This is a genomic window from Rhodoferax sp. UBA5149, from assembly GCF_002413825.1.
Taxonomy (GTDB): Bacteria; Pseudomonadota; Gammaproteobacteria; order Burkholderiales; family Burkholderiaceae_C; genus Rhodoferax.
In genome coordinates this window covers 3,265-15,974 of sequence record NZ_DHXT01000047.1, presented here as the reverse complement: position 1 = coordinate 15,974, position 12,710 = coordinate 3,265, and the positions used below count along the sequence as shown (strand labels likewise).

Sequence of the window (12,710 nt, the reverse complement as noted above, 5' to 3'; positions counted from 1 at the left end):
ATCGGTTTGCCACTCTCCAGCACATGGTGCATCTGGGTGTTTTGCACCACGCTGGCTACCGGGTGGCCGACAAAATCTTCAACCCGCTCAAAACCCAAGGCCGGCAAAAACCGTTTGTACTGCTCGTTGACCCAGACCACACGGGCTTGCCGGTCCACCAGCATCATGCCCTCGCTGGCGTTGGCAAACAGGTCGAACATGGAGCGCGCGGCCAGCTCCAGAATGCTCTGGGCGTCACGCGGCAGCGAATCGGTTTTTTCCATGCGCGGATGTTACCGTGCACCGCGAAGTGACAGGCCGCCGTGCGAACGCGGTGGAGGCTTCCTAAAAGTGAGCGCGTCGGCTCTGCAAGCGGGCGCGCTGCAAGGCGAAAAATTCGAGCACACCCCAAACCATGCAAGCCGGAATGGCCATGAGGCGAATAAAGGTGGCTTTGTGCAACATGGTGTGAGAGCCCGAAGGCCCGAAGTGAGTTGCGGCCAAAGTTACCCGCGTCGTATGACAGCTTCGTGTCAGTGCAAAATTCAGACGCGAGCACGCACAAATGCTGCATTTCAGGCGCCGCCGCCTGTATGCTTTGCGGCCATGCCGACTTCTCTGCACCCATGCGCCCAAGGCCACTGTGAGCCCGCCTAAATTACCCGAACTGGACGCACTCGAGCGCATCATTGAATTGGGCGCAGGCTGGCTGGAGTCCCGCGTCGTGTGTGACGTCAATCTGCCGGGCGGCGGCGCCTACCCGATTCATGTGATTACGCTGGGCAACCCCGCGCGCGAGGTGCCTGCGGTCGGCTATTTTGGCGGTGTTCATGGCCTGGAGCGCATCGGCGCCGGTGTCGTGATTGCCTATTTGCAAAGCCTGGTCATGCGCCTGCAGTGGGACAGCACGCTGCACAAACAGCTCGAATCAGTCCGCCTGGTGTTCATGCCCATCGTCAACCCCGGCGGCATGGCGCTGGGCACACGGGCCAACCCGCACGGCGTGGATTTGATGCGCAATGCGCCGGTGGAGGCACGTGAGCCAGTGCCTTTTTTGGTCGGTGGGCAGCGCTTCGGCCCCGCATTGCCCTGGTACCGCGGTGCCAAGGCCAAACCCATGGAAATCGAGAATCGGGCTGTCTGCGAGGTGGTGACAGCCGAACTGCTGGCGCGCGACTTCAGCGTGTCGGTGGACTGTCATTCGGGTTTCGGCGCCAGAGACCGCCTCTGGTTTCCCTATGCGCACACGCGCGCGCCGATTGCACACCTGGCCGAGATGCACGCGCTCAAAACCATTTTTATCCAGTCGAACAGCCACCACCGTTACATCATCGAGCCACAAAGCCTGCAGTACCTGGCGCATGGCGACCTGTGGGACCATTTGTACCTGCAATCCTGTGCGCAGGAGGGGCGCATGTTTTTGCCGCTGACGCTGGAGATGGGCTCCTGGCTCTGGGTGAAGAAAAACCCGCGCCAGCTGTTTTCGCGGCACGGCATTTTCAACCCCTTGATTGAGCACCGGCAACAGCGGGTGCTGCGCCAGCACCAGTTGCTGTTGGACTTCCTGTCGCGCGCGGCCTGCGGCCATCATCTTTGGCTGCCCGGCAGCGAAGCCCGTGCCCAGCACCATGCGCAGGCGCTGCAGGACTGGTACTGACGCCATAACCCCCGGATGGCTGGCGCTGCGCCCTGGTTTGCTGGACAAGTGCGGGCGTGGCTATTAGAGTCCAGTCAACGGATTGAATCCCATGAAGCCAGATCCCCACCCCCCTCGTTCGCAAGAAATTGAACTCAAGCTGGCGCTGCCCGGCTCCGATCCGTCGGGCTTGGCCAAGCGACTTGGCCGGATCCCCGTATTGGCGCGGCGCAAGCCGACTCACCAGCATTTGCACAACGTCTATTACGACACGCCCGGGCAGCTATTGCGTCAAGAGCGTGTCGCGCTGCGGCTACGGCGCGTTGGCAGCGACGCAAGGCCGCAGTGGCTGCAGACCCTCAAGACCGGCGGCCGCGATGACTCGGCCTTGAGCCAGCGTGGCGAATGGGAAACGCCCGTGCCCGGTGCCGCCTTGGTCTTGCAGGCGCTCAAGGCCACGCCGTGGGAAAGCGTCGATCCCGACGGCACCGTGTTTAGTACGCTGGTGCCCTGCTTTGTGACGAGCTTTGAGCGGACAAAGTGGCTGGTGCGCCGACGCGATGGCAGCGTGGTCGAGGTGGCGCTGGACGTGGGACAGACCGTGGTCGGCGACAAAAGCGCACCCATTTGCGAGCTCGAACTCGAATTGCTCGCGGGTCAGCCCGCAGCGCTGTTCGAACTCGCCCAGCAGATTGCAAGCACCATCGCCGTGCTGCCGGCAAGCATCAGCAAGGCGGAACGTGGCTACGCCTTGGCGCAGGGCGGCGTCGACATGCCGCGACGCGCCCAGCCACCCAAACTGACGCCTGATCTGCCACTGCCCGAGGCCGCACGGCGCGTGCTGGGCGAAATGTTCTGCCAGTTCACCTGCAACCTCGATGCGCTGCGCACCTCGGATGACCCCGAGGTGGTGCACCAGGCCCGGGTCGGCTGGCGGCGCTTCAGAAGTGCATGGCGACTTTTCAAGCCAGCGCTGGCGGTCGACGCGCTGCCACCTTGGCAAGCTCTGCAGCCCCTTCTGATTTTTCTGGGCGAACTGCGCGACCTTGATGTCGCCCGGACCGATACCCTCCCGCCGCTCGCGGATGCCTATACGGCCGGGAACGCCCGCCGCGCACAAGCCTGGCAGGCGATGACGCAGGCCCTGCTGCACGCGGCCCACCTACAGCGCAAATCCGTGCGCTACGCGCTCGAAGAGCCCGTGGTTGGCGCCGCCTTGCTGGCGACCACCCAGTGGCTGGAAGGCTTGTCCGCGCGGCCAGCGCCGGAAGATGCAAGGGTTGAAGTAAACCTGCCACTGCGCCACTGGGCCAAGCGCCGCATGGCCCGCCTGCATGAGCAGTTGCAGCGCGCGCTGAAAGCCGCCGACAAACCCGACAATCTGCACCGGGTTCGCATCCTCGCCAAGCGAATGCGCTACGACATCGAGGCCTTGCGCACCCTCTTGCCCAAGCGGCGCACGCAACGCTGGAATCAGCAGGCCGTGAGCCTGCAGATGCGCATAGGAGCCACACGGGATGTCGTGCAAGCGGCAGTACTCGTCGCCAAGCTGGAAGCGGACCGCGGACTTGTGGAGTTCTTGCGTGGCGTCACCGTTGGCTTTGCAACTTAAATCAGCGTCTGAATTCCGGCGTCCACTTTACTGTTAAAACACTTGTTATCTCTTATTTGCGTTTTACCAAGCCAATGCCTAATTCATCTCCCCTTGTCAGTACCGAAGTCCTCAAGAGCCCACCGCCGCTTATCCACTGGACCGAAGCGGACCAAGCCTGCTCAGCACTCTGGCGCTCAGAGCGAGGCGCAGCGCCGCCGAAACGAATCGTTTTAGCGGACGACACCACCACCGCCGATATCGCCTACCGATTCGCCTGCGAAGGCACGGCCCTGCTCTGGCGCGGGGATTTTCAAAACGCCCGGCAATTGCTGCAGGCGCTGGCACGGCGCGCCGACAATATTCCTACACGCAAGCGCAAAAAAGCGGCCCAGGAAGTGCCGCTTGCCGAGGCCTTTCACCTGCACCGCCTGGCCCAGTCGCAGCGGGCACGCATGCTGGGCATGCTGCTGATCCCGTTCAACGCGGACTACAGCATTCCCCTGCGCCGCGCCCCCGATGCGAAAGCCGCCTGCGCCGAGGCCTGGGGCGCCGCAGACGCAGCAACAGGCGCCTCGGTGGCGTCCCTGCGCGAGCTGCTGGGCATCACCAGCGCGCACGAATGGCGCCGGGTCGGCGTTGAGATCGCGGCGTTGGGCGACGCCCCCAACAACCGCATTCACCCCCATTACGGCGTGTTCTCACCGGTGCGGGGGGAATACATCCATCTGGTTGCCACCGCTCACCTGCCCAAACCTCCGACCGGGCAAGCGTCGATAGTAGCGTTTGACATTGGCACTGGCACCGGTGTGTTGTCAGCCGTGCTGGCGCGGCGCGGCGTCCAGCAGGTGGTGGCCACCGATCAAGACCCGCGCGCGCTGGCCTGCGCCCGGGACAACCTGGCTCGACTGGGCGTGGCGCAGCAGGTGAAAGTGGTGCAGGCCGATCTTTTTCCTGAGGGCCGCGCCTCCCTTGTCGTGTGCAACCCGCCCTGGCTGCCGGCGCGGCCCAGCTCGCCGCTTGAACACGCGGTGTACGACGAAGGCAGCCGCATGCTGCTGGGTTTTCTCAAAGGTTTGACCGCCCACCTGGCGCCCAAAGGGGAAGGCTGGCTGATCTTGTCCAATTTTGCCGAACACCTGGGCTTGCGCTCACGCGCTGAACTGCTGGCGGCGTTCGAGAGCAACGGCTTGCGGGTGGTGAGCCGCATCGACGCCAGGCCACAACACCCCAAGGCCTCTGATGCCAACGATCCACTGCACGAGCCAAGGTCGCGTGAAGTGACCTCACTTTGGCGTCTGGCGGCCATTTGAAAATCTCGTCCTCTCCCGCCTGAACGGGGCAAAATACAGAGCCATGGAACGACTTCGAATAGACAAGTGGCTGTGGGCCGCACGCTTTTACAAAACCCGGTCACTGGCGGCCGATGAGATCGTCAAAGGGCGGATCGAAGTCAATGCGCAGGTCGCCAAGCCGTCGCGCGAAGTCAAGGTGGGCGATAAGGTGGTGATACGCCAGGGCCCGGTGATCCGCACCGTCACGGTGCTGGGCATCAGCCAGCACCGTGGCCCGGCTCCTGTGGCGCAACAGCTGTATGCCGAGACCCCGGACAGCCTCCGGGACCGGGAACACGCCGCCGAGCAGCGACGCCTGGGCAGCGAACCGGCGCAGACCCTGGCGCACGGTCGCCCCACCAAACGGGACCGGCGCGACATCGAGAAAGCCTGGGATGAGCGCTGGAGCGCGTCGATTGACCGATGAAGTCCGGGCTTTGTCCTACGCACTGACCCACTTCCAGACGAGCCCCAAGGCCAAGCTTTTCATACATCATTAATATTGCATTTTGCTAGCAGGCACGCCATACTGCAACCGTACCGAAACAGATAAACAAGTCATGTCCGAGAAAAAAAATGTCGGCTTTCCAGACCTCATTCACAATGCTGAATATGAGCCCACCCGACCGATGCCGCTGCAAGAACTCCCCAGACAGGCCCGCATAGACCGTGAAATGGCGATCATCAGGTCGCACCATGAACGCATTGCCAAAGCGATTGAAGTTTTCTGGGGTCACAGGGACTGTGTTGAGTACCTGCAACAATTGATTCTCAACGGTGGCGACGGCGTCGGCAACACCAGGATCGGATTCAAGCACGAGGTGCTGGCAGCCCTTATCAACCTCACCGCGCTGCACGAAGTTAAACAGGCTTGAAGCGCGTGCCGGGCTATGGCTGCAGATACAGGGTTGCCAGCCGCGCCTGCTCTTTGGGGCCCAGGCCCATGGTTTGTTCCAGATACTTCGGCACCCCTCCAAAATCGGCCTCGACGGCGTGCAGTGCGGCATCCAGAAAGTCTTCCTGCACGCGCCACAGCACGTTCAGCACCTCCTGCGACGCCAGGCCGGGGGTGGCGGTAGGCGGCATGAGGAACAATTCGTTGGTCAGCAGGTAGTCCTGCATCACCACCGGGCGCGGCACGCCCAGGGCCAGCAGAATCAGTGCCGCCGCAAAACCGGTGCGGTCCTTGCCGGCCGTGCAGTGAAAAACCAGCGGCGCATTACTATCCAGCAGATGACCAAACAGCTCGGCAAAGCGGGGCGAATTGTCGTGCACAAACGCGCGATAGGTCTGCTGCATCAGGCGCACCGTATCCTGCGCGGTCAGCTGGTGCCCGGACTCCAGCAGATCCTTCATCCGCTGCACCACCGTGGGCTCAATCGGCAGGGAATAGGAGGTCACCCCCGGCAGTGCATAGGACACCGCCGCACGCTCCGCCTCGCCCCTGAAGTCGTAGGCCCGCGTCAGACCCAGGCTGGCGAGCTGCGCCACATCCTGCGGCGTCAGCGCCGCCAGATGGTCCGAGCGGAACAGCCGCCGCCACTGCACCGCGCGCCCGCCCTGCCCGGCGTAGCCGCCGAGATCGCGGAAATTGGAGGCACCAGTGAGAATCAGGGAGCGGGTGGGGGTGGGGGTTGGCATAGGGGGAATGTTGCAAGGAGCAGTGTGGAAAAAATAAATCAGGAGGGGGCTATGTTATTGCACCGGCTCGGCAACCGCGCCTGGCTACGCCGCACCTTGCAGTCGTTCCAGCGTTTCTGGACGATGGGGGCTGAATTCATGGAAGTTATTTTTTGAAAAATGGATTACTTTTTTGGAAGCGGCAAGGTGTACCCCTGAACGAACGCATCCAAATTCACGATAGGGCAGCCACAGGTCCTTTCAAACTCATCCGCCAGCGCCAGCAAATCGCGGTCCCCAGAAACCAGCACCTGCGCCTTTCCAACCACCGCCAAATGCATAAACGGCACATCCAGCGAGTCGCGGCAGTCTGGCACCGTCGGGGGTGGTTGGAAAATGCGCACCGCTTCTGTGTGCGGCAGGTAGTCGGCCAGCAACTCGTCCTGCGCCAACTTTGAGAGACGAAACTTCGGGTAGGCCAGCACCCGCACCAGCTCTCTCATCGTGGCCGTGCTTGCCAGCGGCACAAAAACGCCCTGCTGCCAACCCAGGCGCAATCGCCCGGCCGTGCCACCGCCAAATACCAGCGCTGAGAGCACCACGTTGGTATCGAGCACCACACGCAAAGGGGCGCTCATGCTTTGGACGCTGAATTTTTGGAGATGGCTTTTTTGCGTACAGCCGGTTTGGTCTTTGCAGTAACAGCGCCGTAAGATGCCACTGGCTCCGCCACCAGCACAGGCGGCGCAACGACGGACCGCGCCCACGCCACGGCATCCGCGATGTCCGCATCGCTCAAATCCAGTTCGGCCAGCTTGGCCCGAACCGCGTCACCGCGCTGAATGCGCACTGGCGTGAGAATAATCTGCCCGGCTCGGGCTTCCACGTCAAAGTACTCAGTGGCGCCCACGGCCTGCGTCACGCTCTTGGGTAGAGTCAGTTGGTTTTTGGAGGTGATTTTGGCAAGCATGGCGAATTGGTTAAAGTAAGGAATACTTACTTTAACGCTTTACCACTTTCTTGTACAGACGTGGCATCACAGTTTGTGCCATCAACCACCCTCATCACCAGCTCGTCATAACCCGTCAACGCATCGGGCTCGCGCGCAAACGCCCATTCCGGCAGCAGGGCCAGCAGCACTTCTGCGGTGGTGCGGACAATGCAGCCCGTCGCCACATGCCCGCCCAGCACCTGACCGGTGGACGTGGACAGCGCCATGTGCAGGTGCGAACTGCTCTTGGCACCATCAAACGCCACGGCGCCGGACAGGCTCAGGATTTCAGTGTCGCCCGTCAGGCGCTGCGGCTGGTCCACCCCCGCGAACCGAAGGCCGGCGGTTGACAAGCTGCCGATGCCCGAAAGCACAAAAGCGGCGCGGCAGTTTTGGTGGAGCACGGCGGCTTCAATGGCTTGGCGCAAGTCTTGGCCAGGGGTCAGGCGGATGGGCCGGGTTTGCATGGTGTCAGCCCCACGACCGAGTCAACAGTTCATCCAGCGCATCGGCTATGGCCTGCCCCTGCCCGGCCAGCGATGCGACATATTCCCCCAGCTGACCAAGCGCCACAGACACCATGTCCAGCGGATGCAGCACCAGCTCCTGCCCCTCCACCTGGAACACCGGGTTCAGGCGCGAGCCCACGGTGGCCGCCTGGCCGGGCAGTGCACTGCGGCGCACCAGCGGCACCACCATGCGCCGGCGGTAGCGGTCAAACAGCGATGACTGAACCAGCACCACGAAGGGGATGGACTCCTTCAACGGCCCTTTGTTACGGTGTACGTCGAACTGGGCCATTACAGGGTGGAGTGCTCGTCGGCAAACGAACCAACCGACGCATGCACCGCGTTCCAGTCGGCAGCGCAGGCATCGGCCATTTGTTGGCGCGACGCCTTAGTTTGCTGCTGCTGGAGCACATAGTCGGTGAGCAGCGCCTCCATGGTGGCAGAAAGGTTGCTGGTGTAGACCTTGGCCTGCGCGACCAGATCGACGTTGAGGGTGAGGTTGACCGCGCGTTTACGCGTGGCGGCAACGGTGGTGGGGACTGCGGTGGGCATGCTGGAATTCTCTCAACGATATTTATGCGCATATTATGCGCATAACAAAGTTACGGAAACATGTTTTCGTTTTAGGTCACAATTTTCGACCTCAAACATATAGACTAAATGGCGTATATTGGCGCAAAATGCGCCATACAGGAGAACCACCATGACCCAACCTAGCACTGCATTCGCCTCCGTCAAGCTCCCCTCCGCCCTGGTGGCACAAGCGCGAGCGGCCGCGCAGTCCATGCGCCGCTCAGTGGCGGGCCAAGTGGAATATTGGGCCACGCTGGGCCGCATCGTGGAACACAGCGGGCTGACCGCACAAGAGGCACAAGCGGCCATCGCCAACTACGAAGCCGCCGCCCGCCGCGCCCGTCCTAGCCCTCAGGAATCCACACCGCAAGCAGACGCCCTGCTCGCGCAATTCATGACGGTGGAAGCCGATGGCAGCTTGGCCCAGCGCGTACGGGAAGTAGTAGCCAACAACCGCAGCAAAATCGGCGGGCCAGCCGCATAGCATGGGGCAGGCCGCCCCCATACCGCAGCGCAGCGCCACCCACAAACCCGTCTTCTACCTGCTGGCCGGACCTAATGGCGCAGGCAAATCCACCTTGTACAAGGCGCTGGTTCTGGCGGGCACCATCCCGAACACGGCCGAATTCGTCAATGCGGACCTGTACGAGGCGGCGCACTTGCAACACATTGCCAACGACCAAGCCCGCTCAGAGCAAGCTCGCCTGTGGGCCGATGGCCGCCGAGTCGAATTGCTACGCGCTGGCCTGTCGTTTGTGAGTGAAACCGTGTTCTCGCATGAATCCAAACTGGCGCTGATTGATGAAGCCCAAGCACAGGGCTTCTTCGTGATGCTACTGGTGGTGGCGCTGGACCAGCCCCAGCGTTTGCTGGCGCGCGTCGCGCAGCGGGTCGCAGAAGGCGGTCACCCAGTGCCTGCCGAGCGCATCTTGGCGCGCTACCCACGCACACTGGCCAACCTGATGCAGGCTGTGCGGCTGGCGGATGCCGCCGTTTTGTACGACTCGCAAGACGTTACCCCTGGCACACACACTGCGGTGGCGATGTGCAAAGGGATCGGGACGAAAGAACTGATGCAACCCCTGCCGCAATGGGCGCACCAGATTTTAGGAAAAAAATAACGCCACAGCCCCCGTGGAATATGCGCAAGCAGCTACGCTTTTGATAGTAAATCTACCGGATACAACTGATTCACCAAGTCCGTCACGATTTCAAAAGTACCCAGCACCGTGGAATGCAGCATGGCGCTGCCATGGGCATACGTGTTGCGAAAGAACGGCAAGGTTTCGGCGAATATCTTGAGCGAATCGTGCGCGTAGTCTTTGGGCAGGGGCTCGATGGCAAAGTCATCAACCCGCATCTCGCTCAGCCCTCGCTCTTCCATTTCACGAATGTGCTCCATGGAAGCCCGGTAGTCGGCGCGCTTACGGGCCAAGCGCTCGTTGGCACGCAAACCCGCATTGGTGATCAGCTTTTCTTTGCGGGCCTTTGCATATAGGGTGCTCAGGCTGGGATGGCCGGTGGTGCGCAAAGCGGCCAGTTCGGTGACCAGCAGTTCATCGGGCTTGCGAGATAGCGCGGTGCGCTCGAACAGCATGGAATCGAGCCGGTCTTGCAGGGTGCGGGTGCTCCAGCGCTCGGCCTTGCACATCTCGACGTAAAACTCGCGTTTGAGCGGGTCGTCGATGTAGATGAGCGCCTTGATGTGTGTCCAACTCAATTGTCTCCGCACTGCGGAGACAATGTCCGCGTCAGGGAAGGCTGGGCGTATTGCTCTACGCCGCCAAAGATGCTGCGACGGATTTGGGTTTTGGTGCCGATTTGGTCAAAGGGCGGCAACTCCAGCACTTTGGGGTCTTCCAGGTCGCTGATGCCGTGGTCAGCAAACTTCTCCAGCAGGGCTTCCAGCACGGTGCGGGCCTGGTCGCCGTATTTGCCAAATACATCGCGCTTTTGGACCTTGTTGGCGCGCTCGCGGCGGGTGAGTGGCTTTTGGTCAAACGCGACATGGGCTACCAGGTCAAAGGCGTCCAGTTCGTCACCGTTCTTGACGGCTTGCTGCAAGACTTCGAGCGGTATGCCCTGGTCGGCCAGCTCATCCAGCACGGCTTGTTTGCGGTCCGCCGCAGACCAGCGGCGCAGGAACTCGGTCAAAGAGCCAAATTGTTTCAGCAACGATTTTTTGATGTCGTATTTGAGCAACACCCGAAAACTGTCAGTAATGAGCTTGCCGTCGGCGTCCAAGTATTGCGAGCGCTCGGCGGCAACGTTCACATCAATGTCGTCCAGTACATACTTGATGCGGCCCTCGCCCCCCGGTGTCGCCACCCGTATTGCCACCACCTTGTGGTTGAGGCGTGGGTTCTTTGGCGCTAGGTGGCGTGGACAAGTCGTCTGGGGGCACCACAGACTCATCAGGTTTGGGCTCATAGATGGTGACCGGGTCGCCATCAAAATCGGGGTCGGCAAACAGACGGGTTGCGCCCTTGAAGTCCATCACGGTGAAATAGAGCTTGTGATAGTCCTCACGGATGCGGGTGCCGCGCCCAATGATCTGCTTGAACTCGGTCATGGAGTTGATGGTTTGGTCCAACACGATGAGCTTGCAGGTTTTGGCATCCACGCCCGTAGTGAGCAGCTTGGAGGTGGTGGCTATCACAGGGAAGGGCTCGTCGTTGTCAATGAAGTAGCTGAGCTGCGCTTTGCCTTCGTTGTCACCTCTTCACGAAACTGATGCTGGGCCCATCCAGCTTGACCAATGGCCGGTGTGATGAACTTGGTACAGATGTCGCGTTCGCTCAGCAGATGCCTATCCATATTTAATAACTCCAGTTATCGCGTAGCGACTGAGGTTGCAGCCGTTTCGGATGTAGCAACGTGCCAACCGGCTTGTTTTAGCAGTGCATCGATGCTGACTCTGGCTTTTTGCTCTGGCGTCATGCCTTCTCCCGTTGGCGGCAATTCTAGGGCCTGGGTTCGCCGGGCAGTTTAGAGGTCGGTGTATTTCTTGCTGGAGCCATGTGCCCGGTCAACCGGATACTTTTCGCCATTCACGATCAGCTTGCTGCGCGCCGCCGCCAGCAGGTCAATATTTAGTTTGTCGCACAGCTGCAAGAGATACAACAAGACATCGGCCGCCTCGGCGGCCACTTCAGCCGTCTTCGGCGCGGAGAGATTTCGGCTTTGTTCTTCGGTCAGCCACTGAAAGTGCTCCAGCAACTCTGCTGCCTCAACGCTCAGGGCCGAAGCCAGGTTTTTGGGCGAGTGAAACTGCTCCCAGTTACGCGCCGTGGCGAAGTCGTGCAGGGATTGGGTCAGGGAGGGAAGATCGTTGTTCATGCGCATGCTTGATTGTAAGCAAAATAGGCCTCTAGCCCCGTAGTCATTGCGCAAGCAGCTATTACTTCAATAGCAAGCGCAAAACCACAGACGGCTACGAATCCGTGCCCGGCAGCGTGACGCTGACCTCCAGCCCCGGCTGCGCGTTGCGCACACTGAAAGTTCCGCCGTGCGCTTGCGCCACCAGCTTGCACAGATACAGCCCCAGACCGACGCCGCCGGTCGTGCGCTCGCGCGCGGCATCGGGCCGATAGAAAGGCTGGGCCAGGTGCGGTAGCTGGTCTTCGGGCACACCGGGGCCGTGGTCGCGCACGGTGAGGCGCACGCCCTGCCCTGTGCCGCGCCTATCTGCCGCCTTGTCCGCCTGCAGCTGGAGGGTTGGCGGCTGCGCCGCATCGGCGCTATGGCGCAAGGCGTTGTCCAGCAAGTTGCGCAGCAGCAGGCGCATACGGCTGCGGTCCAACGCCAGCATCGGCAGATCCGGGGCGACATGAAGTTGCACCGGGGGCGCGCCGGGCAGGCTGCTCACCACCTCCTGCACCAGCGCGGCCAGATCCGTCGGCTCGCGTTGCAAGGCGGCGTGCGGGCTGGCCAGGCGTTCGCTTTCCAGCAGGTCGGTGATCAGGTCGCGCATCAGGCCCAGGTCGCGCAGCAGGGCCTCGCGGCTGGCTTGCACGTCGGCAGTTTCGGGCAGTAGCTCGGTGTTCAGGCGGGCGCGGGTGAGCGGGCTGCGCAGCTCGTGGCTGATGGCCAGCAGCAGCGCGCGCTTGGCGTCCAGCATCTGGTGGATATCGCCGCCCATGGTGTTGATGGTGGCGGCCAGTTCGCCCAGCTCGTCGGGGCGCTGCGGGTGGTGCACCGGAATTGCTTGGGCAAAGTCGCCCTGGCCAAAGCGCAGCGCACCGGCGCGGATGTCGTCCAGCGGGCGCAGCAGGCGGCGTACCCGGGCGTAGGCCAGCGCCGTCATGGCCAGCAGCACCGCCAGCGTGATCCAGCCGACCAGGCGCGGCTGGGTGTGCCAGATCTGCCGGTTCAGGCTGAACTGGATGCGGTGGCCGTCGGGCGTGGTGCGCTCAAGCAGGCGCGGCTCATTGCGGCGCCAGTCCTCGGCCGACCAGTCGTTCTGCCAGCGGTCTTC

The 12,710-nt window shown here is 62.0% G+C and carries 19 protein-coding genes and 1 pseudogene; 7 read left to right on the top strand and 13 right to left on the bottom strand.

The window, feature by feature from the left end; genetic code table 11:
• On the bottom strand, positions 1–263 hold a 263-nt coding region (locus B3V69_RS03805), incomplete at its 3' end, for a PAS domain-containing protein (protein ID WP_414707460.1).
• A gap of 359 nt (positions 264–622) precedes the next feature.
• Here B3V69_RS03805 and B3V69_RS03800 point away from each other — a divergent pair.
• From B3V69_RS03800 to B3V69_RS03780, 5 genes are all read left to right on the top strand, one after another.
• Positions 623–1,636 (top strand): M14 family zinc carboxypeptidase, encoded by a 1,014-nt coding sequence (locus B3V69_RS03800; protein WP_296443944.1) that lies wholly within the window; start codon positions 623–625, stop codon positions 1,634–1,636.
• A gap of 91 nt (positions 1,637–1,727) precedes the next feature.
• Positions 1,728–3,227 carry a CYTH and CHAD domain-containing protein gene (locus tag B3V69_RS03795; protein ID WP_296443943.1) on the top strand — a complete coding sequence of 500 codons (1,500 nt, stop codon included), beginning with the start codon at positions 1,728–1,730 and terminating at the stop codon, positions 3,225–3,227.
• Positions 3,228–3,301: 74 nt separating this feature from the next.
• A complete protein-coding gene (locus B3V69_RS03790) occupies positions 3,302–4,519 on the top strand; it encodes a class I SAM-dependent methyltransferase (RefSeq protein ID WP_296443940.1) in 1,218 nt (405 codons plus the stop codon).
• 43 nt (positions 4,520–4,562) lie between these two features.
• Positions 4,563–4,967: an RNA-binding S4 domain-containing protein gene (locus tag B3V69_RS03785; RefSeq protein WP_296443938.1), complete on the top strand. Its 405-nt coding sequence runs from the start codon at positions 4,563–4,565 to the stop codon at positions 4,965–4,967.
• A gap of 82 nt (positions 4,968–5,049) precedes the next feature.
• Positions 5,050–5,415 (top strand): hypothetical protein, encoded by a 366-nt coding sequence (locus tag B3V69_RS03780; RefSeq protein WP_296443936.1) that lies wholly within the window; start codon positions 5,050–5,052, stop codon positions 5,413–5,415.
• Between the two features lie 13 nt (positions 5,416–5,428).
• On the opposite strand, the gene B3V69_RS03775 is transcribed toward B3V69_RS03780, so the two are convergent.
• From B3V69_RS03775 to B3V69_RS03750, 6 genes are all read right to left on the bottom strand, one after another.
• A complete protein-coding gene (locus tag B3V69_RS03775; RefSeq protein WP_296443935.1) occupies positions 5,429–6,181 on the bottom strand; it encodes a tyrosine-protein phosphatase in 753 nt (250 codons plus the stop codon).
• A 164-nt stretch (positions 6,182–6,345) separates the two neighbouring features.
• Positions 6,346–6,798, bottom strand: coding sequence for a putative toxin-antitoxin system toxin component, PIN family (locus B3V69_RS03770; protein ID WP_296443934.1), 453 nt, complete (start codon positions 6,796–6,798; stop codon positions 6,346–6,348).
• Positions 6,795–7,130, bottom strand: coding sequence for an AbrB/MazE/SpoVT family DNA-binding domain-containing protein (locus B3V69_RS03765; protein WP_296443932.1), 336 nt, complete (start codon positions 7,128–7,130; stop codon positions 6,795–6,797). The genes B3V69_RS03770 and B3V69_RS03765 overlap by 4 nt, the downstream gene beginning before the upstream one ends.
• A 26-nt stretch (positions 7,131–7,156) precedes the next feature.
• Positions 7,157–7,618, bottom strand: a complete 462-nt coding sequence (locus tag B3V69_RS03760) for a PPC domain-containing DNA-binding protein (protein WP_296443930.1) — start codon at positions 7,616–7,618, stop codon at positions 7,157–7,159.
• Between the two features lie 4 nt (positions 7,619–7,622).
• Entirely contained in the window at positions 7,623–7,952 is a 330-nt protein-coding gene (locus tag B3V69_RS03755; protein ID WP_296443928.1) for a CcdB family protein, read from the bottom strand.
• Positions 7,952–8,212, bottom strand: a complete 261-nt coding sequence (locus B3V69_RS03750; protein WP_296443926.1) for a type II toxin-antitoxin system CcdA family antitoxin — start codon at positions 8,210–8,212, stop codon at positions 7,952–7,954. The genes B3V69_RS03755 and B3V69_RS03750 overlap by 1 nt, the downstream gene beginning before the upstream one ends.
• A 151-nt stretch (positions 8,213–8,363) precedes the next feature.
• On the opposite strand from B3V69_RS03750, the gene B3V69_RS03745 reads away from it, so the two are divergent.
• Together B3V69_RS03745 and B3V69_RS03740 are read left to right on the top strand one after the other, a co-directional pair.
• Positions 8,364–8,717 carry a TA system antitoxin ParD family protein gene (locus B3V69_RS03745; RefSeq protein ID WP_296443924.1) on the top strand — a complete coding sequence of 118 codons (354 nt, stop codon included), beginning with the start codon at positions 8,364–8,366 and terminating at the stop codon, positions 8,715–8,717.
• A gap of 1 nt (position 8,718) precedes the next feature.
• Positions 8,719–9,354: a zeta toxin family protein gene (locus tag B3V69_RS03740; protein ID WP_296443923.1), complete on the top strand. Its 636-nt coding sequence runs from the start codon at positions 8,719–8,721 to the stop codon at positions 9,352–9,354.
• Positions 9,355–9,386: 32 nt separating this feature from the next.
• On the opposite strand, the gene B3V69_RS20630 is transcribed toward B3V69_RS03740, so the two are convergent.
• From B3V69_RS20630 to B3V69_RS03710, 6 genes and pseudogenes are all read right to left on the bottom strand, one after another.
• A complete protein-coding gene (locus tag B3V69_RS20630; protein ID WP_349679195.1) occupies positions 9,387–9,977 on the bottom strand; it encodes a DUF1016 N-terminal domain-containing protein in 591 nt (196 codons plus the stop codon).
• The gene (locus B3V69_RS03730; protein ID WP_349679194.1) at positions 9,950–10,561 is read right to left on the bottom strand and encodes a type I restriction-modification enzyme R subunit C-terminal domain-containing protein; all 612 of its coding nucleotides are present in this window, start codon (positions 10,559–10,561) and stop codon (positions 9,950–9,952) included. The genes B3V69_RS20630 and B3V69_RS03730 overlap by 28 nt, the downstream gene beginning before the upstream one ends.
• A 60-nt stretch (positions 10,562–10,621) precedes the next feature.
• Positions 10,622–10,949 (bottom strand): annotated as a pseudogene (locus B3V69_RS03725) (type I restriction endonuclease subunit R); the annotation flags it as partial.
• Complete coding sequence (locus B3V69_RS03720) at positions 10,889–11,050, bottom strand: hypothetical protein (RefSeq protein WP_296443919.1); 162 nt, start codon at positions 11,048–11,050, stop codon at positions 10,889–10,891. The gene B3V69_RS03720 and the pseudogene B3V69_RS03725, both read right to left, overlap by 61 nt.
• Positions 11,051–11,221: 171 nt before the next feature.
• Complete coding sequence (locus B3V69_RS03715) at positions 11,222–11,572, bottom strand: nucleotide pyrophosphohydrolase (RefSeq protein ID WP_296443917.1); 351 nt, start codon at positions 11,570–11,572, stop codon at positions 11,222–11,224.
• 94 nt (positions 11,573–11,666) lie between these two features.
• Positions 11,667–12,710 (bottom strand): HAMP domain-containing sensor histidine kinase (locus B3V69_RS03710; RefSeq protein ID WP_296443914.1); only part of this gene is annotated, 1,044 nt, incomplete at its 5' end.

Bases quoted from the DNA above. Each gene is read 5' to 3' on its own strand.
- B3V69_RS03755 (WP_296443928.1), bottom strand. From the start codon at position 7,952: ATGGCCCAGTTCGACGTACACCGTAACAAAGGGCCGTTGAAGGAGTCC.
- B3V69_RS03750 (WP_296443926.1), bottom strand. From the start codon at position 8,212: ATGCCCACCGCAGTCCCCACCACCGTTGCCGCCACGCGTAAACGCGCG.
- B3V69_RS03790 (WP_296443940.1), top strand. From the start codon at position 3,302: ATGCCTAATTCATCTCCCCTTGTCAGTACCGAAGTCCTCAAGAGCCCA.
- B3V69_RS03775 (WP_296443935.1), bottom strand. From the start codon at position 6,181: ATGCCAACCCCCACCCCCACCCGCTCCCTGATTCTCACTGGTGCCTCC.
- B3V69_RS03715 (WP_296443917.1), bottom strand. From the start codon at position 11,572: ATGAACAACGATCTTCCCTCCCTGACCCAATCCCTGCACGACTTCGCC.
- B3V69_RS03770 (WP_296443934.1), bottom strand. From the start codon at position 6,798: ATGAGCGCCCCTTTGCGTGTGGTGCTCGATACCAACGTGGTGCTCTCA.
- B3V69_RS03720 (WP_296443919.1), bottom strand. From the start codon at position 11,050: ATGGATAGGCATCTGCTGAGCGAACGCGACATCTGTACCAAGTTCATC.
- B3V69_RS03765 (WP_296443932.1), bottom strand. From the start codon at position 7,130: ATGCTTGCCAAAATCACCTCCAAAAACCAACTGACTCTACCCAAGAGC.
- B3V69_RS03760 (WP_296443930.1), bottom strand. From the start codon at position 7,618: ATGCAAACCCGGCCCATCCGCCTGACCCCTGGCCAAGACTTGCGCCAA.
- B3V69_RS03745 (WP_296443924.1), top strand. From the start codon at position 8,364: ATGACCCAACCTAGCACTGCATTCGCCTCCGTCAAGCTCCCCTCCGCC.
- B3V69_RS03785 (WP_296443938.1), top strand. From the start codon at position 4,563: ATGGAACGACTTCGAATAGACAAGTGGCTGTGGGCCGCACGCTTTTAC.
- B3V69_RS03740 (WP_296443923.1), top strand. From the start codon at position 8,719: ATGGGGCAGGCCGCCCCCATACCGCAGCGCAGCGCCACCCACAAACCC.
- B3V69_RS03795 (WP_296443943.1), top strand. From the start codon at position 1,728: ATGAAGCCAGATCCCCACCCCCCTCGTTCGCAAGAAATTGAACTCAAG.